The sequence below is a fragment of the Bradyrhizobium sp. 604_D8_N2_3 genome (genome assembly GCF_051810765.1).
Lineage (GTDB): Bacteria > Pseudomonadota > Alphaproteobacteria > Rhizobiales > Xanthobacteraceae > Bradyrhizobium > Bradyrhizobium barranii.
Genome location: NZ_JBPWPM010000001.1, coordinates 7,100,633 through 7,118,079 on the forward strand (window position 1 = coordinate 7,100,633; position 17,447 = coordinate 7,118,079).

11 protein-coding genes are annotated in these 17,447 nt (G+C 64.5%); 7 read left to right on the top strand and 4 right to left on the bottom strand.

The window, feature by feature from the left end; translation table 11 throughout:
* Positions 1-222 precede the first annotated feature (222 nt).
* From AB7245_RS34110 to AB7245_RS34120, 3 genes are all read right to left on the bottom strand, one after another.
* A complete protein-coding gene (locus AB7245_RS34110; RefSeq protein ID WP_439035461.1) occupies positions 223-3,816 on the bottom strand; it encodes a beta strand repeat-containing protein in 3,594 nt (1,197 codons plus the stop codon).
* Between the two features lie 173 nt (positions 3,817-3,989).
* Positions 3,990-5,552 carry a 2-isopropylmalate synthase gene (locus tag AB7245_RS34115; protein WP_085401585.1) on the bottom strand — a complete coding sequence of 521 codons (1,563 nt, stop codon included), beginning with the start codon at positions 5,550-5,552 and terminating at the stop codon, positions 3,990-3,992.
* A 549-nt stretch (positions 5,553-6,101) separates the two neighbouring features.
* Complete coding sequence (locus AB7245_RS34120) at positions 6,102-6,347, bottom strand: hypothetical protein (RefSeq protein ID WP_063981680.1); 246 nt, start codon at positions 6,345-6,347, stop codon at positions 6,102-6,104.
* 305 nt (positions 6,348-6,652) lie between these two features.
* Between AB7245_RS34120 and AB7245_RS34125 the strand changes: the two genes are divergently transcribed.
* Positions 6,653-7,870, top strand: a complete 1,218-nt coding sequence (locus tag AB7245_RS34125) for an SMP-30/gluconolactonase/LRE family protein (protein WP_439035462.1) — start codon at positions 6,653-6,655, stop codon at positions 7,868-7,870.
* Between the two features lie 87 nt (positions 7,871-7,957).
* Here the strand turns inward: AB7245_RS34125 and AB7245_RS34130 are convergent, their stop codons facing one another.
* Positions 7,958-9,847, bottom strand: coding sequence for a peroxidase family protein (locus AB7245_RS34130; RefSeq protein WP_439035463.1), 1,890 nt, complete (start codon positions 9,845-9,847; stop codon positions 7,958-7,960).
* Positions 9,848-10,072: 225 nt separating this feature from the next.
* Here AB7245_RS34130 and AB7245_RS34135 point away from each other — a divergent pair, with 225 nt between their 5' ends.
* From AB7245_RS34135 to AB7245_RS34160, 6 genes are all read left to right on the top strand, one after another.
* Complete coding sequence (locus AB7245_RS34135) at positions 10,073-11,173, top strand: NAD(P)/FAD-dependent oxidoreductase (RefSeq protein ID WP_439035464.1); 1,101 nt, start codon at positions 10,073-10,075, stop codon at positions 11,171-11,173.
* A 268-nt stretch (positions 11,174-11,441) separates the two neighbouring features.
* The gene (locus AB7245_RS34140; RefSeq protein WP_439035465.1) at positions 11,442-12,686 is read left to right on the top strand and encodes an ABC transporter substrate-binding protein; all 1,245 of its coding nucleotides are present in this window, start codon (positions 11,442-11,444) and stop codon (positions 12,684-12,686) included.
* A gap of 102 nt (positions 12,687-12,788) precedes the next feature.
* A complete protein-coding gene (locus AB7245_RS34145) occupies positions 12,789-13,664 on the top strand; it encodes a branched-chain amino acid ABC transporter permease (RefSeq protein ID WP_063981675.1) in 876 nt (291 codons plus the stop codon).
* A gap of 1 nt (position 13,665) precedes the next feature.
* Positions 13,666-14,592: a branched-chain amino acid ABC transporter permease gene (locus AB7245_RS34150; RefSeq protein ID WP_014493139.1), complete on the top strand. Its 927-nt coding sequence runs from the start codon at positions 13,666-13,668 to the stop codon at positions 14,590-14,592.
* On the top strand, positions 14,592-16,070 hold the full coding sequence (locus tag AB7245_RS34155; RefSeq protein ID WP_439035466.1) for an ATP-binding cassette domain-containing protein: 1,479 nt from the start codon (positions 14,592-14,594) through the stop codon (positions 16,068-16,070). Before AB7245_RS34150 ends, AB7245_RS34155 begins: the two co-directional genes overlap by 1 nt.
* 40 nt (positions 16,071-16,110) lie before the next feature.
* On the top strand, positions 16,111-17,346 hold the full coding sequence (locus AB7245_RS34160; RefSeq protein ID WP_439035467.1) for an ABC transporter substrate-binding protein: 1,236 nt from the start codon (positions 16,111-16,113) through the stop codon (positions 17,344-17,346).
* Positions 17,347-17,447: the final 101 nt, after the last annotated feature.

The following is a 17,447-nucleotide window of genomic DNA, read 5'->3' on the forward strand; positions in this document are numbered from 1 at the left end:
GCTTCCTCCCGCACGTTTTTTGGTGGGGCACGAACCGTCGCCCCCAAGCCCTAGATTCAAGACTTGAAGGCAGGATTATAGGGAAGCGGGCACAGGCGCCATTGCCCCTTAGCAGGGGGCGGCTTGCAAAAATGCGGTATCCGGAGGCGAAATCTGCTGGACTGGCTCACGCAGGTCGATGGCAGGGAAACCCTGCCATCGCCGCTGCCGCCTCTCGCAACCTCAGCCGTGCAGCGCCGGCGCGAGCTGGGCCTGCTGCGCGACCGCCGGATCGGTGATCAGGGTGCCGCCGTGCCCGTCCGAGGACAGCGCGAAATCGGCCGCGCTGTACTGACCGAGCAAGTGCAGCGTCGCGACGTGGGCGCCGTCGGAGACTGTCAGCGTGCCGCCGGTGTTGTCGCCATTCTGCGCATAGGCCATCGAGGTCAGACCGTCGCTGAACAGGATGTCGCCGAGATCGAGACTGTCATGGCCCTGCCAGCCGGAGATCGTTCCCGTGAAGGCCGACGCCTGGGCCAGCACCAGCGAGGCATTGGGACCGGCGAAGATCACATCGTCGATCGTCCCGCCCGCATGGACAAAGGCGAGCGCACCCGAGCCGATCGTGGTGTCATCAGCGCTGCCGCCGGCCTGCACGTGCTGCGTCCCGGACAGGACCGTCGTGCCGGTCGCGCTGCCATACACATATTGCACGCCGCCGTTAACGATGGTGGCGCTGGCGGCGCCCCAATCGATCTGGACGCCGCCGGCATTGATCGTGGTGCCGGTCGCCGTGCCGTCGGCGTAGACGCTCTGCTGGCCGCCGGCGTTGACCGTCGTCATCGACGCGTTGCCGTGGAGATACTGGAGGGCGCCATTGCTGATCGTGGTCTGGACCACCGTGCCGCCATAGACCGACTGGACGCCGCCATCCATGGTGGTGTTGATCGCGGTTCCACCCAGATAGACGTCCTGCCCGCCGCCATGGATCGTCGTGTCCGAGGCCGTGCCGCCGCTCTCGACGGCCTGCAGGCCCGAATTGATCGTCGTGAGGCTCGCCGACCCGAACACGTACTGACCGCCGCCGCTGATCGTCGTGATGATCGTGAAGCCCCAATCGATCTGGATGCCGCCGGCATTGATGGTGGATCCGGTCGCACTGCCGTCGATGTAGACGTTCTGCTCACCCCCGGCATTGACGATGGTGTTGAAAGCATTGTTGTGAACGTGCTGGAAGCCGCCATTCGCGACCGTGGTCTGGATCGCAACGCCGAAGACGTTCTGGGTGCCGCCGTCCACGGTGGTGTTGGTCGCGATACCACCGCCGAGGATATCCTGGTCGCCGCCGGCCTCGATCGTCGTGCCGTCGGCCGAGCCGCCGATCTGGATGTACTGATTGCCCGAGATCACGGAGTTCGAGGCCAGACCGAACACCAGCTGCGCGGCGCCCGCGGCAACCACCATTCCATTGGCCGAGCCCTCCAGCACGACCGCCGCGCCGCTCTCGACCTGGATGTCGGAATAGCCGGACGCATCCTTGATCCGCCAGACGCCGCTCTTGACGTCGAGCTTCTCGACATTGACGACGGTGCCAAGGAGCGAACCGGAGCCACTTCCCGACAGCACCAGCGTGTCGACGCCGTCGCCGCCGTCGATCGTGCCGGTGACGATCGAAGCGGTGGCGAGATTGATGCTGTCGTCGCCCGCGCCCATCGAGACGTCACCGATGATGGAGCCGCTGTTGGTGAGCGTATCGTTGCCGCCGTCGGTGGCGACGCTGCCGAAAATGCCGCCCGTGTTGGTGACGGTGTCGCCGAAGGTGCCGACGATCGAGATCGCCTCGCCGTTGTTGCCGCGGATCGTGCCGTCGTTGATGATGGTCGTGACGCCGAAGGCGCTACCGTCATTGCTGTCGTCCACGGTGATCGCGCGCTGATCGCTGATGATCAGGCCGCCCACCTCGTTGTGGACGAAGCCGCCGCCGATCGCGAGCGCCTCGTTGAGGCCGTTGGCGCCGCTGGTCAGGCCGACCGCCGCGATCGTCCCGAAATTGTCGATCGAGACCAGACCGTCGACATCGACGCCGTCGGCGTCAGCACCGCCGACCGCCGTGCCGGTGATGGTGCCGCGGTTGGTCACTGTTGTCGTCGAGTTCGGCGCGCTGTCCATGTTGATGCCGGAGCCGCTGCGGCCGGTGATCGTGCCGTCATTGTTGACGGTGATCGGTTGGTCGCCGGTGATGGCGTGGCGGGCGCCGTCGATGATTCCGCCGGCGTAGTTGTTGACCACGCCGCCGGTGTTGACCGACTGGAAGTCGATCGCGTCGTTGCCGGACGAGGCATTGTGGCTGACGATCTGGCCGTAATTGTTGATGGTGGCGTTGGCGCCGGGCCGGATCGCGTCAGCATCGGCCGCCGAAATCACGCCGGTTGCCGCGTTGTTGATGACGGTATTGGCGCCGCTCGAATTGATGTCGTCAAGATCGAGCGCCTGGCCGGCATTGCCGCCGGTCCCCGTCGACGAGATCGTGCCCTCGTTGTTGACGGTGAAGGTGCCGCTCTTGCCCGAGACCAGGTTCGAGATCTTCACAGCGTCCTTGGTCGCGGTGATGGTGGCGCCGGCCTTGTTGTTGATGGTGAGGCTGCCGCTAGTCGAGCCGCTGGTGGCGATCGCGCGGCTGGTGCCGGTGATGGTGCCAGAATTGTCGACCAGCGCGCCGGGCGAGGTGCTGCCGCCGATCCAGGTGACCGGGGTCGAGCCCGACAGGGTCGCACCGGCGAGGACGGTCAGATGATCGTTGTTCGCCAGCGTGATCGGGTTCGACGAGTTGCCGGAGACGAGAGTGCCGTCGTCATTGGCGATGGTGCCGGTCGCCGTCGCGGTGCCGATCGTAACCGCCGCGCCCGGATTGCTGGCGCTGGTGAGCGTGAGCGTAAAATTCTCGTCGGGCTCCGCGGTGGTGTCGCCGGAGATCGTGATGGTGATGGTCGCCGAGGACGCACCGTCGGCGAAGCTGCCGCTGAAGGTCGAGGCCGGCAGCGTGCCGCCGAAATCGGTCGCATCGGTGGTGCCGGCGGCGAAGCTGCCGGAGAAGCTGAGCACGCCGGTGGTGCCGCCGGTGCGCGCAATGGTGAAAGTCATGGTCTTGGTGCCGCTCTGCCCCTCGGCAACCGACACGCTCGGCGACGAGAACGAGATCGTCTGCGTGGCGGGCGCGGCCACGGTGAAGGCGGTGGTCGGGAACGGCGCGTCGGGCGTGGTGCCGTCGGTGCTCTGGTCGCCGCTGCCGTTCTGGGTGGCCCAGTTGGCGGTGTTGCCGATCGCGGCAAGGTAGTCGGCGAAGCTGGCGAAGCCCGAGCGCGGTCCGTTATAGCCGACGATATCGAGGCCGCCGGTGAAGCTGACCGCGGTCTGGCCGGCAACGAGGCCGGTGCCGGTCAGCGTGCCGTCTGAGGTCGCATAGCCGACATTGGAGATCGCGGCGAGAAAGGTCGGCGCCGTCGAGGTGCCGACATAGGCGTAGACGACCTCGCTGTCGTTGGACAGGCCGGTATTGTTGGCGTTGGTGAAGGTGGCCGAGCCGGCGCTGGTGCCGAACGTGCCCTTGCCGATGTTGTTGATGTCGATGACGGTGCCAGCGGGAATCGCGCCGGTCGCGGTCCAGGCGATCGTGCTTTCGGCGTTGCTGCCGGTTGCGAAGGCGGAGCCGTTCCAGTTGCTGTCGGTGAAATTGATGACAGTGCCCTGCGGGATGTCGGTCAGGGCGACAAAGGATAAATTATCGTTGCCGTCACCGTTGAAACCGGTGAAGGCGATCGAACCAGCGGAAAGGGGCATTCCAAATTCTCCAGCAGCAAGGGCGCGCGACGCTGCCGGTTAATGGAATGTTAACATGACATGTTAATAACATATTTATTGCGATGCCCCCCCACATGACGGGATCGTGTGCCAAACGAAAAACGCGGCGCCGAGGGCGCCGCGTTTGCCGATGAACTGGAGAGGATGAAGCGTCAGCTCGCCGCTGCCGTCGTCACCGTATCGCGCTGGCGCTTCATGACGATCTTGTTGAGCGCGCCGAGATAGGCCTTGGCCGAGGCCACCAGCGTATCCGGATCCGCTGCGCGTGCCGTCATGGAACGGCCGTCATGGGACAGCCGCACCGAGACTTCGGCCTGCGCGTCGGTGCCTTCGGTCACCGCATGGACCTGATACAGCTCGAGCTTTGCCTCATGCGGCACCAGCGCCTTGATGCAGTTGAAGACCGCGTCGACCGGCCCGTTTCCTTCGGCTTCCTCGATCTTGATCTGGCCGTCGACGTCGAGCTTCATGGTCGCGCGCTGCGGGCCGTGGGTGCCGGCGATCACGGTCAGCGAGGTCAGCTTGATGCGGTCGTGGGAGGCCGCCATCTCCTCGTCGACCAGCGCCTCGATGTCCTCGTCGTAGATGTCCTTCTTGCGGTCGGCCAGTGCCTTCATCCGCGTGAACGCATCCTCCAGCTGGTTGGCGCCGAGCTTGTAGCCCATCTCCTCCAGCTTGTGCACGAAGGCGTGGCGGCCGGAATGCTTGCCGAGCACCAGCGACGACTGCTTCAACCCGACCATCTCGGGCCGCATGATCTCGTAGGTCGAGGCGTCCTTCAGCACGCCATCCTGATGGATGCCGCTCTCATGGGCGAAGGCGTTGCGGCCGACGATCGCCTTGTTGTACTGGACCGGGAACGAGGTTGCGGCCGACACGACCTTCGAGGCGCGCGTCAGCTGCGTGGTGTCGATCTTGTTCCACCACGGAAACACGTCGTTGCGGACGTTGATGGCCATCACGACTTCCTCGAGGGAAGCGTTGCCAGCCCGCTCGCCGATGCCGTTGACGGTGCACTCGATCTGCCGCGCGCCGCCGGCAATGCCGGCCAGCGAATTCGCCACGGCCATCCCGAGGTCGTTATGGCAATGAACCGAGAATACCGCCTTGTCGGAGTTCGGCACGCGCTCGATCAGCGTGCGCATGAAACGGGCATATTCCTCGGGCGTGGTGTAGCCGACGGTATCGGGGATATTGACGGTGGTCGCGCCGGCCTTGATCACGGCCTCGACGATGCGGCAGAGATAGTCCATCTCGCTGCGGGTGGCGTCCTCGGCCGACCATTCGACGTCGTCGATCTGGTTGCGGGCGCGGGTCACGTTGGCGATCGAGAGCTCCATCACCTGCTCCGGCGTCATGTTCAGCTTGACGCGCATGTGCAGCGGCGAGGTCGCGATCACGGTGTGGACGCGGCCGCGCCTGGCGAATTTCACCGCTTCGGCGCAGCGGTCGATGTCCTTCGGGTTGGCACGCGACAGGCCGGCGATCACCGAGTTCTTGGAGCGGCGGGCGATCTCGCTGACGGCCTGGAAGTCGCCTTCGGAGGTGATCGGGAAACCGGCCTCGATGACGTCGACGCCCATGTCGTCGAGCATCTCGGCGATCTCGATCTTCTCCTCGAACGTCATGGTGGCGCCGGGGCACTGCTCGCCGTCGCGCAGCGTGGTGTCGAAAATGATGACGCGGTCCTTATCGGACTTGTTCACGGGGGCCATTGCAAAATTCCTTTTGAGCTTTTTTGCGCCGTCAGTCTGCTGGGCGCTTGAGGTGTCCGGTGATCTCGACCAACCCCTGAGCGCCCAGGCGCATGGCGCCCAGCCGGCCCTCAGGGGCAAGTAAGAAGAAGGCCGCCAATCAGGAGGGTGGGCAGCAGCGCGGCCGGGATCGTGGCGGCGGCCAGAGCCACCTCCCCCGAAATCCCATCAATTTGGCCGCGAATCAGCATTGCCAGACCCTTTTGAGCCCTCAAATCCTCGGTCAAAACCGTTGACGGTTGGTTGCCGGGAGGCTCGATGCGCCGTTTCTAGACGAGAAATGGCTGCAACCGCAACGCCAAAAGATGGTCAGGAGGACTGACCTGCCGCCAGATCTGCAATGTACGGCGCGACGACCGGTCCGTCATCGCGCGGCTCATACGGCAAATCCGAATTACGTAGGCTGGAAATACGACGGTGTCGCCGGGCAGCGCGAGGGACCCACGAGACCGGAGCGATATACGGGAAGGTCGTCCGGATGTCGCACCCCGTACCCGCGTTGCGGTCAGGCTATCCCGCGCGGCGGGCGCGGGCCCTGCTCTCCCACCGATCCAGCATCTGGCCAAGCTCGCCGGTGGCCGGGGGCACGATCTCGTTGGTGTTGGCGGGTGCGGCGGCGCGGAGCCAACCCGGCTCGGTATATTCGCGCCAGCGGCGCGCCTCCGCGCGTCGTTTGCGGGAGGCGAGATCGCGGGTGAAATAGCCGGCGGCGAACGCGATGGCGAGCGCAATGACCAGTGCGACAACGGCTAACACAATGAACTCCGGCTGATACCCCGGAAACGTTCTGCCATCATCGCGCGTGAGGTCAAGGCTTGACAGGTCCTAAAAACGGCACCGGTTAACCGCGCAAAGCGCGACGACATGCCCCGAACGACGAGACCGGGACGAATTGCCGCTTCTGCCCTCGCCTCGCCGCAATGCCGCCGCGTTCCAGCCTTCGCAAGCCTGCCATCGCGCGGAGGATGCGCACCTGCCCCTCGCAACCGGCCGCGGACCGGACTAACCTTCGCCCGCTCGGCCGGATCAACCGGCCAGCCGAACATAACCGGGAGGACGCGATGAAACGCCCAGAGCAGCGTGACCAGGATGCTGCGCTTTCACGACGAACACTTGTGCGGGGACTTGCGCTCGGCGCTGCGGCGACCGTGGCCGGCCCTGCGCTGGCCCAGACCGGACCTGCCGCCCCGCCAACGACGATCACCACCCCGCCGCGCGATTTCGGCCCCAACGGCGCGCCGACGACTTATTTCTCGGACCCCGACATCATCACCGTCGATCCGTCCTTCGACGATCTGGCGCAGCCCAACACCGCGATCAAGCGCCTCTACACCGGCTTGTTGTGGGCCGAGGGCCCGGCCTGGAGCGCGCAGGGCCGTTATCTCCTCTGGAGCGACATCCCCAACAACCGGCAGATGCGCTGGACCGAGGACGACGGCCGCGTCAGCGTGTTCCGCACGCCCTCCAACAATTCCAACGGCAACTCGTTCGACTTCCAGGGCCGGCAGCTTTCCTGCGAACATCTGACCCGGCGGGTGACGCGCTACGAGCATGACGGTACCGCCACCGTGCTCGCGGATTCGTACCAGGGCAAACGCCTGAACTCGCCGAACGACGTCGCCGCGCATCCCGACGGCAGCTACTGGTTCACCGACCCGCCCTATGGCGGCCAGCTCTATGAAGGCGAGCCCGACGTGGCGGGCGGCCCGAGCAATGCAGGCGGCAAGCTCAATCCGCGGATCGGACAGCCGGCCGGCTTCGTGCCGGGCAAGCGCGAGCTGCCCACCAACTGCTATCGCATCGATCCAAGTGGCCGCATCGACCTCGTCGTCACCGAGGAGCAGGTGCCCGATCCCAACGGCCTGTGCTTCTCACCGGACTACAAGAAGCTCTACGTCGCCTCGACCGGCAAGGGACCGGGCGACACCGGGCCCGGCGGCAAGGGCGAGATCTTCGTGTTCGACGTCGGCGCCGACAACAAGCTCTCCAACGCGAAGAAGTTCAGCGACTGCGTGATCGACGGCGTGAAGTGCGGGCCCGACGGCCTGCGCTGCGACGTCAACGGCAATGTCTGGTCCTCCAGCAACGCCGGGCGCGCCGTCGGCTATAGCGGTGTGACGGTGTGGTCGCCGGCGGGCAAGCTGCTCGGCCGCATCCGCCTGCCGGAAGTGTGCGGCAATGTCTGCTTCGGCGGCCCCAAGCGCAACCGCCTGTTCATGGCCGCGAGCCAGTCGCTCTACGCCGTGTACACGGCGACGCAAGGCGCCGGCCCAGGCTGACGCGGGACGAGCAGGATCACGACACGGCGCCGGCGTGCCCCGCCGGCGCCGAATGATGCTGTATTGCTCGTTTGAAGCGACCCAGCATTATCCCCATTCGTGAAGATGCATCTCATGCGGCTTTACGCCCAGCAGGTCGATGGTCTCGGAGCCGACCTGCAACAGCGTTCCGCCATGATGGTCAGATGATTTCGTGACGTGAACGTCGTTCGAAAATTGCAGTTTGTCCTGTTTGGGATCGAAGTCGGTGATGACCGCGGTGTTGTGCTTACCTGCGAGATGACCAAGGTCGAATTCGAATGTGTCGGCACCGGCACCTCCGGTCATGGTCATGCGGCCGGCCGCGGCGACCAGCGTGTCATCCAGATCTCCGCCTGTCAGGGTATCCCTGCCGGGAGATCCGACCACAAGCTGCGCCATGCCTGCTGCAGCCTTTTCTCCGGTCGGGTCTACGCCGCCCAGCGTGCCGCTGTGCCGCTCGGTGGCGACGAAGGCATCGCTCTGCATCGCAGTGGTATCGGTGTCGCGCAGAATGAGGTCCGACAGCGTGGTGTTCTTTATCTCATTCAGGGTCTGCTTATCGAAGCCCTGGTTCTCGAAGTAGTAGCGATCGCCGTCGCGCAAAGCGGCGAACTGGTCGGCGATGATTGTGCCGAAGGTGGGCCCGATGACGGCTCCTGGCGCATGATCCTCAGCCAATCCACCGGCCCACAAATCGACGGCATCGATCGAACCATAGGCTTTCTCGAACGCTGCTGCCGTCGCCGGATCAGAGCTGAGCTGATCGAAGCTGGTGTAAGGCGCAAGCCCCAGCGCCTCCCGGGTTTGGTTCAGTGTACCCAGCCCAAGATCATGGCCGCGTTGGATATTGATCGCTGCCAGATCCATGCCGTCCGGAGGATCGAACAGGAGGTTTCGCAAGCCATCGACAATGTGAGCGTCCAGCGGGTTGGCCAGGTCCCCCGACAGATGCCGCAGCAGGCCATCCGCACCAGTCGCCTTGAAAGTCGCCGTGTCTTCGAAGAACGATTGCGCCAGCGTCTGCTCCGACGTAAAGGCACCCAGATTGCTGGTCGCACTGATCTCGTCGGAGACGATGGAGTGACCGAAGCGAAAGGCCGCACCGGCAAACTCTTCGGTGATCCGCGCGTCCGCCGTGCGGTCATAGCCTTGGTACGGCTTGATGGCGTCCTCGCCCAACAGATGCGGCAGGAACTCGTTGTAGGTGATGTTGACCATCTCGGCCGTGGTGATGGCCTTGGCCGTCTCGTATAGCTTGTCGCCGCTCCAGTTCGGATGGTCCTCGTGCAGTCGATCGACCTGGTAATTGTGCTCGCGCACAAACAAGACTTGCAAGGCGGTCAGGTCGGGATTCTCCTGCGCCCGTACGTCACCGGCCGCAAAGACGTTGCCGTGCTCGGTCTCGACGATCGGGAGATTGTCTCCCGCCGACACCTTCATATGGCCGTCGGCCGTTCGCAGGCTCGCTGCGGTGGCCGCGTCGGAACCGTAGATCTGCGATCCGTCCAGCCAACCCGTCACCGTATTGATCGCAGCTGCCGGATGCCCGGTGACCCCCGTCGCAGGATCGATCGCCACCCGCGTCAACGCGATCATGCTGCCGGGCGGCAGAAACTCATCATCAGCCGGGACCTTGATCGAGATATCATCCGTGCCTGTGCCCTCCTTCTGCAGATCCAGATCGTGATCGATGAACTGGCCCCACGCATACATCATGCCTGACAGCGCGACGCCGGCGTCATCCACCAGATGCGGGCCTTCCTCGCCATCACCAATATCCGTCTGCGCCACGACAATGTTGCTGATCTCGCGCGGATTCGGACCTGGCGTCATTTCATTGACCCCATCGACGAAATTTGCCGGCCCCAGCCGAGCAAAGTCGGTGTCGGCCTGGTTCAAGGTGGGATCCGCACGATTGTTGTTGGAGCCGTCGATGCTGCGGAATCTGAGCGCCATGGTTTACCCTCCCCGTAGAGTGTTCGCCCCAGCGCCTGCTCCATTGGCGGCTTGCGGCATGACGCTTTTGTGATTCTTTATGACGCTCGCATGATCGTTGAGTGACGACATTCGATATACGACAGAATTGCACCTCTAGCGGCGAAGCGGCAATCTTGGCCTGAACGATCGTGCCGAACAGGCGATGTTGCGCACGTCAGCGCAGCACTATCCAAGGAACAAGCCATGCGCGTCATCATCTGCGGCGGCGGCGTGATCGGGGCCTGCACCGCCTTGTTTCTTTGGCGCCACGGCATCGAGGTCGTCGTGGTCGAACGGACCGAGGTCGCGGCCGCAGCCTCCGGCAAGGCCGGCGGCTTTCTGGCGCGTGACTGGTGCGCCAGCTCGCCGCTCGACGCACTCGCGCGGCGGAGCTTTGCGCTTCACGCGCAGCTGGCGCAGGAGATCGCGGGCGATTGGGGCTATCGCCCGATGACCGCGTATAGCGGCTTTGTTGCATCCGACGCCGATCCGCGCCGGAATGCACCATCCGCGCTCGGCTGGCTCGCCGACGGCGTCGTCATCGCGCAGCGCATCGGTACGACTGAGACGACTGCGATCGTTCATCCCCGCAAATTTACGTCGGCCGTGATGAACGCCGCAGTCGCGCAAGGCGCCGAGCTTCGCATCGGCCGCATCACGGGCATCGTGCGCGACCCGAATGGCACGACCGCGAAGGGTGTCGAGGTCGAAGGCAGCCTCGTCGAGGCGGACGCTGTCGTGATCGCGATGGGGCCATGGTCGCTGCTCGCCGCGCAATGGATGCGCCTGCCCGCTGTCTATGGCCAGCGCAGCCCAAGCATCGTGTACGACATCGGCCCCAACGTGCCCGCCGATGCGTTGTTCCTGGAGTATGACGAGGACGGAAGCGCCGTGTCGATCGAGGTCTTTCCGCGAGCCGACGGCAGCACGCATATCACCGCACTCTCGGACATCGCGCCGCTGCCGCTCGATCCGGCGGCCGTGACGCCGGACGTCGATGCGATCGCGCGCCTGCAAATCATGTGCGAACGGCTGTCGCCACTGTTTCGTCCCGAAAAGATCATCGCGCAGCAGGCCTGCTTCCGACCGGTGACTGAGGACGGCTTTCCGTTGATCGGCAAGGTGCCGCGGAGCGAAGGCCTCTATGTTGCGACCGGGCACAATGTCTGGGGCATCCTCAATGCGCCCGCCACCGGCGAAGCGCTGGCGCAGCTGATCGCCAAGGATGCGACGCGTGTAGACTTGTCGCCATTCGATCCGGCCCGATTGAGGCCGCTCGATCCATCACTGCTGCAAGCGCGCTGAACCGGCATCGCTGCTCGTCTTGTAGGCTACCGCACGCTCCGAGGCTCCGACTCCAAGGCTTCAACGCTCACGCATGCCCGCCGACAGAATCTGCATGCCTGCGCGCGTCATGGGTGTCTCGCACCTATCCTGCCCGCAATTTGCGCAGCGCTAGACTTTAGTCCGTCTCTCCCAATCCTGAACGCGGTTTCACTTGCCGAGAATGCCGTCGCCGTTATAGTTGCGACATAATGGCTCACAAGAGGCCTGTTCAAAGGGAGAGAACAACATGAAAAAACGACTCTCTGTTGCATTGCGAATAGCCCTCGGTGCGGCCTCGGTCGGCGCGCTGATGACGGCATCAAGCGCGGCACTGGCGGCCGATCCCCTCAGGATCGGCGTGATCGCGGAAGCGCAGGCGATCGCCGGCGCCTCCATTCCACAGGCGGCGCAGCTTGCCGCCGACGAGATCAACGCCGATGGCGGCGTCGACGGCCGCAAGATCGAGATCATCTCTTACGACAATCACTCCTCGTCGGCGGATTCAGTGCGTGCGTTCCAGCGCGCGGTGAACGAGGACAAGGTCAACGTGGTCATCGCCAGCTATATCAGCGAGGTCGTGCTGGCGCTGGAGCCCTGGGCCTCGCGGCTGAAGACGCCATTCGTCACGCCGGGTGCTGCCTCCAACGAGATCAGCAAGAGCGTCCACGCCGATTACGAGAAGAACAAGTACACCTTCCACGGCTATCTGACCTCGGCCGCGCTGGCGCTCTCGGTCTGCGACGGCGCCAAGGACCTCCTCGTCGACAGGATGCACATGAAGACCGCGGTCATCATGAGCGAGGACGCCGCCTGGACCAAGCCGCTCGACCTCGGCTACGAGGAGTGCCTGCCCAAGATCGGGCTTAAGGTGCTCGACCACATCCGCTTCTCGCCCGATACGACCGACTTCACGCCGATCTTCAACAAGATCGAAGGCTCCAAGCCCGATGTGATCATCACCGGCATCTCCCATGTGGGCGTGCAGCCGACGGTGCAGTGGAAGAACCAGCAGGTGCCGATCCCGATGTTCGGCATCTCCTCGCAGGCAACCAACGAGACCTTCGGCAAGGACACCAATCAGGCGGCCGAAGGCGTGCTCTATCAGGGCGTCTCCGGGCCCGGCGTCGCGGTGACGCCGAAATCGGTGCCGTTCGCGGAGAACTTCAAGAAGAAGTTCGGCAATTATCCCTCCTATGCCGGCTACACCGCCTATGACGAGGTCTACTACATCGCCGACGCGGTGAAGCGCGCCGGCTCGACCGACGCCGACAAGCTCGTCGCCGCGCTGGAGAAGACCGACTGGGAAGGCACGATCGGCCGCGTCCAGTTCTACGGCAAGGACGATCCGTTCACCCACTCGATCAAATATGGCAAGGGCCTGATCACCGGGCTGATGCTGCAATGGCAGGACGGCAAGCAGAGCGCGGTCTGGCCCAAGGACGTCGCCAAGGTCGACGTCAAGTTCCCGAGCTTCATCAAGCTCAGCAACTAGCAGGAAATGCTCCCGGGACCACCTCCCGGGAGCTTCCACATGCGGCTCTCCGCAGCACCTTTCCTCAAAGCGGCAGTTCGGCTGCCACCCGGCCAATCATAGATGCGAGCTTTCCAGATATTGATCGATGGCTTTGCCATCAGCGCTCTCTACGCTCTCGGTGCCACCGGCTTCACCCTGATCTTCGGCGTCTCCGGCGTGCTCAACCTCTCCCACGGTGCCATCATGGTCGCCGCAGCGGTGGCGGCTTGGGCCGCCGCCAGCATCCTCAACGTCGGCACCTATGCCGGTGCACTGATCGGGGTCGCCGTCGCCCTCCTCACCGCCTTTGCGACCTATTTCGCGGTGGTGAAGCCCATTCAGGACTCCCGGCGCATCCCCAACGAGGAGAAGGAGATCTTCGTCCTCACGGGTACGCTGCTCTGGGGCATCATGATCCAGGAGCTGATCGCCTATTTCTTCACCAACAACGCCAAGACCGTGCTGCCGATCGTCGAGGGCGTCGTCGAGATCCTCGGCGTCCGTACACCGAAGAACGAGATCTTCACGGCGATCGTGTGCTGCCTCGTCATCGCACTGCTGTGGCTGCTCGTGAACCGCACCCGCACCGGCAAGGCGGTGCTGGCGGCGTCGATGAACCCGCGCGGCGTGACGCTACTCGGCCTCGAGCTCACCAACATCTACATCGTGGTGTGGGGGATCTACGGGATCCTCGCCGGCATCGCCGGCGTGCTGCTCGGCATGTTTCTGGGCGTCAGCTCCTACAGCGTCGGACCGCTGACCGCGAGCGCGTTCTCGATCGTGGTGCTCGGCGGCCTCGGCAGCGTCTCCGGCTCGCTGATCGCGGCCTTCGTGGTCGGTTATCTCGAAACGCTGACGGCCTATCTGGTCTCGCCGGCCTACCGCACCATTCCGGCGCTGCTGCTGCTCGTGTTCGTGATGTATATCCGGCCCCAGGGCCTTCTGGGGAGGCGCTGAGATGTCCACCTTCTTCACCTCCCGCCTGTTCTTCATCTCGGTCGCGCTCGTCATCATCGCGGCGACGTTGCCGCTCTACGTCTCCGGCTACGTGCTCGGCCTGCTCACCGTCGCGTTCTATTTCGGCGTGTTCGCGATGGCCTGGGACCTCTTGTTCGGCTTTGCGGGCGAAGTGAATTTCGGGCCCACCTTCCTGATCGGCGTCGGCGCCTACACCGCCGGCATTCTCAACGCCCAGTTCGGCTGGTCGGTCTATCTCTGCATCGTGCTGGGGGCGCTGGCCTCCGTCATCGCGGGCCTAGTGCTGGCGCTGCCGGCTTTGCGCGTGCGCGGGCCGTATTTCGGCCTGACCACGCTGGTCGCGGTGTTGATGTTGCAGAATTTCATCGTGGTGTTCGCCGATCTCACCGGCGGCGAGATCGGCCTGACCATCCCCGACGTCATCACCATCAACGCCGGCGCCAATTACTGGATCGCACTCGGCTTCATGACGATCTCGGCGGCGATCCTCTACGGCCTGTCGCAATCGCCAATTGGCCTCGTGCTCCAGGCCAGCGGCCAGGATCCGGTACAGGCCGGCGCGCTCGGCTTCAACATCGTCAAGCACAAGCTCGCCGCCTTCATCGTCAGCGCGTTCTTCTCTGGTTTATCCGGAGCGCTGCTGGTGTTCTATTTCGGCACCGCCTCGGTCGGCACCGTCGTCGACGTCGCGGTCGGCGTGAACGTCATCGTCTCGGCCGTGCTCGGCGGCCGGCGCACCGTGCTTGGCGCCGCGCTCGGCGCGATCTTCCTGATCGTCGCCGGCGAATTCCTAAGGCCGACCGGCGAGCTCGCGACCTTCATCGTCTCGGCGGTCGCGTTGCTCGTCGTGCTGTTCTTCCCCGGCGGCTTCCTCGGAGCGGCCCTCTCACGTGAGGCGCGCTCGTGATGGATATGGTCGCAAACCGGCCCGTGCTCGACGTCCGCGGCCTGACAAAACGCTTCGGTGGATTGACGGCGGTGAAGAACCTCGGCTTCGAAGTGAACGCCGGCGAGATCTTCGGCCTGATCGGGCCGAACGGCTCCGGCAAGTCGACCGCGATGAAGAGCGTGATGGGCATCGAACGCCCGACATCGGGCGAAGTCATCTTCGAGGGCGAGAACGTCGCCGGCCTGCCCGCGCACAAGATCGCGCGCAAAGGCTTTGGCATGGTATTCCAGCACTCGCGCCCGCTGAACCGGCAGACGGTGCTGGAGAACATCATGGTCGCGCTGCTGCCGGACAGCCTGTTCATGCTGTTCCCGGACAAGGCGCTGGTCGAGCGCGCCAAATGGATCGCGGACCGCGTCGGGTTGGGCAGCGTGATGAACCGCCGGCCGCCGACGCTGCCTTTCGCCGATCTGCGCCGGCTCGAGCTCGCCAAGGCGATCGCGCGTGACCCAAAGGTCGTGCTGGTGGACGAGCCCTTTGCCGGGCTGACGCGGGCGGAAGTAGACGTCTTCTCCGACCTGATCCGCAGCTTTCGCGACGAGGGCCGCGCCGTGATGCTGGTCGACCACAACGTCAAGAGCGTCGCCGCACTGGTCGACCGCGTGCTCGCGATGTATCTCGGCGAGGAAATCGTCACCGGCAACGCCGACGAGGTCATGAAGAACGAGACGGTGCGCCGGGTCTATCTCGGCGGCGCCATCGAGACCCATGCGCGGCCCGAGACCAGCTTCAAGGACAAGGTGCCGCTGCTCCAGGTCGAGAATGTCAGCGTGTTCTACGGCAAGGCGCAGGCGCTGGAGAACGTCTCGATCCACGTCCACGAGGGCGAGTTCGTCTCCGTCGTCGGCCTCAACGGCGCCGGCAAGACCACGCTGTTCAACACCATCTCCGGCTTCCTGCCCTATAGCGGCGAGATCGTGCGCGGCGGCGACAGACTGCGCGGCACGAGCCCGGCGAAGATCGCGCGCAGTGGCCTCGTGCAATGCCCGGAAGCGCGCGAGCTGTTCGGCGAGATGAGCGTGCGCGAAAACCTCGATCTCGGCGGCCAGCATCTCTCCGACGACAAGCGCGCCGCGCAGCTCGCCTGGCTGTTCGAGCTGTTCCCGATCCTGAAGGAGCGCCAGGGCCAGATGGCACAAACGCTGTCCGGCGGCGAGCAGCAGATGCTCGCGATCGGCCGCGCGTTGATGATGCAGCCGCAGATCCTGATCCTGGACGAGCCGACGCTAGGCCTCGCTCCCGTCATCCTCGAGCAATTGTCCAAGGCGCTCACGAAGCTGCGGCAGACCACCGCGATCACGGTGCTGCTTGGCGAGCAGAACGTCACCTTCGCGCTGCCGCATGCCGACCGCGTCTATGTGCTGGAGCACGCCCGCATCGTCTGGGAGGGCGATCCCGGCCGCTTCGCAAGCGAAGCCGGCGCCGATTTTCTTTGAGTCCTCAACATCAACAAAAAGCATAGAAAGGGAAACGACCATGCGACCTTCAATCCTCGGCAGCAGCCTCCTCACCTCCGCACTGGCGCTGTGTCTTGCCGCACCCGCCTATGCGCAGTCGAACGATCCAATCAAGATCGGCGTCATCGCCGAAGTGCAGTCGATCGCGGGCGCTGCGACCCCGGGCGGCGCGCAGATCGCTGCCGACGAGATCAACGCCAAGGGCGGCATTCTCGGCCGCAAGGTCGAGATCGTCACCTATGACAACAAGAGCTCGTCGGCCGACTCGGTGCGCGCCTTCCAGCGCGCGGTGAGCGAGGACAAGGTCTCCGCCGTGATCGCGAGCTATATCTCCGAAGTCGTTCTCGCGCTCGAGCCCTGGGCGGCGCGACTGAAGATGCCGCTGATCACACCCGGCGCCGCCTCTAACGAGATCACCAAGGCGATCCACAACGACTACGAGAAGAACAAGTACACCTTCCACGGCTATCTGACTTCGGCCGCGCAAGCCCAGCTCGTCTGCGACGCCGCCAAGGATCTTCTGGTCGACAAGCTCAAGTTCAAGACGGTTGCGATCATGAGCGAGGATGCGGCCTGGACCAAGCCGCTCGACGTCGGCTACGAGGCCTGCCTGCCCAAGGCGGGCCTGAAGGTCGTGGAGCATGTGCGCTTCTCGCCCGATACCACCGACTTCACGCCGATCTTCAACAACATCGAGGGCAAGAAGCCTGACGTGATCGTGACCGGCATCTCGCATGTCGGCGTGCAGCCGACGGTGCAGTGGAAGAACCAGCAGGTGCCGATCCCGATGTTCGGCATCAGCGCGCAGGCGCTGAGCCCGACCTTCTGGAAGGACACCAATGGCGCGGCCGACGGCGTGCCGTCGCTCGCGGTGGCAACACCCGACGTCGCCGTGACCGCCAAGACAAAACCGTTCGCGGCCGCGTTCAAGGCCAAGTTCGGCACGCCGCCGGCCTATACCGGCTACACCGCCTATGACGAGGTCTACTTCATCACCGACGCGATCAAGCGCGCAGGCTCGACCGATCCCGACAAGATGGTCGCTGAACTGGAGAAGACCGACTACGAGGGCACGATCGGCCGCATCCAGTTCTACGGCAAGTACGACGAGTTCACCCACGGCATCAAGTCCGGTCCCACGACCGTGTCCGGCCTCGTCTTCCAGTGGCAGGACAGCAAGCAGGTCGTGGTCTGGCCCGAGAAGATCGCGGAAGGCAAGCTGAAGTTTCCCGCCTTCGTGAAGCTGTCGCAGTAACCGGCTCGTCCCGGCATCAGGCCCACCGCTCCTTCGCGAGCGGTGGGCTTTTCCTTGCCCTGCAGGAAGCATGCTGCGCCGCGACCGGCCCGTAGCGACCT

Coding starts and splice junctions, on each gene's coding strand:
- AB7245_RS34150 (WP_014493139.1), top strand. CDS start 13,666: ATGTCCACCTTCTTCACCTCCCGCCTGTTCTTCATCTCGGTCGCGCTC.
- AB7245_RS34140 (WP_439035465.1), top strand. CDS start 11,442: ATGAAAAAACGACTCTCTGTTGCATTGCGAATAGCCCTCGGTGCGGCC.
- AB7245_RS34155 (WP_439035466.1), top strand. CDS start 14,592: ATGGATATGGTCGCAAACCGGCCCGTGCTCGACGTCCGCGGCCTGACA.
- AB7245_RS34145 (WP_063981675.1), top strand. CDS start 12,789: ATGCGAGCTTTCCAGATATTGATCGATGGCTTTGCCATCAGCGCTCTC.
- AB7245_RS34160 (WP_439035467.1), top strand. CDS start 16,111: ATGCGACCTTCAATCCTCGGCAGCAGCCTCCTCACCTCCGCACTGGCG.
- AB7245_RS34135 (WP_439035464.1), top strand. CDS start 10,073: ATGCGCGTCATCATCTGCGGCGGCGGCGTGATCGGGGCCTGCACCGCC.
- AB7245_RS34130 (WP_439035463.1), bottom strand. CDS start 9,847: ATGGCGCTCAGATTCCGCAGCATCGACGGCTCCAACAACAATCGTGCG.
- AB7245_RS34125 (WP_439035462.1), top strand. CDS start 6,653: ATGAAACGCCCAGAGCAGCGTGACCAGGATGCTGCGCTTTCACGACGA.
- AB7245_RS34110 (WP_439035461.1), bottom strand. CDS start 3,816: ATGCCCCTTTCCGCTGGTTCGATCGCCTTCACCGGTTTCAACGGTGAC.
- AB7245_RS34115 (WP_085401585.1), bottom strand. CDS start 5,552: ATGGCCCCCGTGAACAAGTCCGATAAGGACCGCGTCATCATTTTCGAC.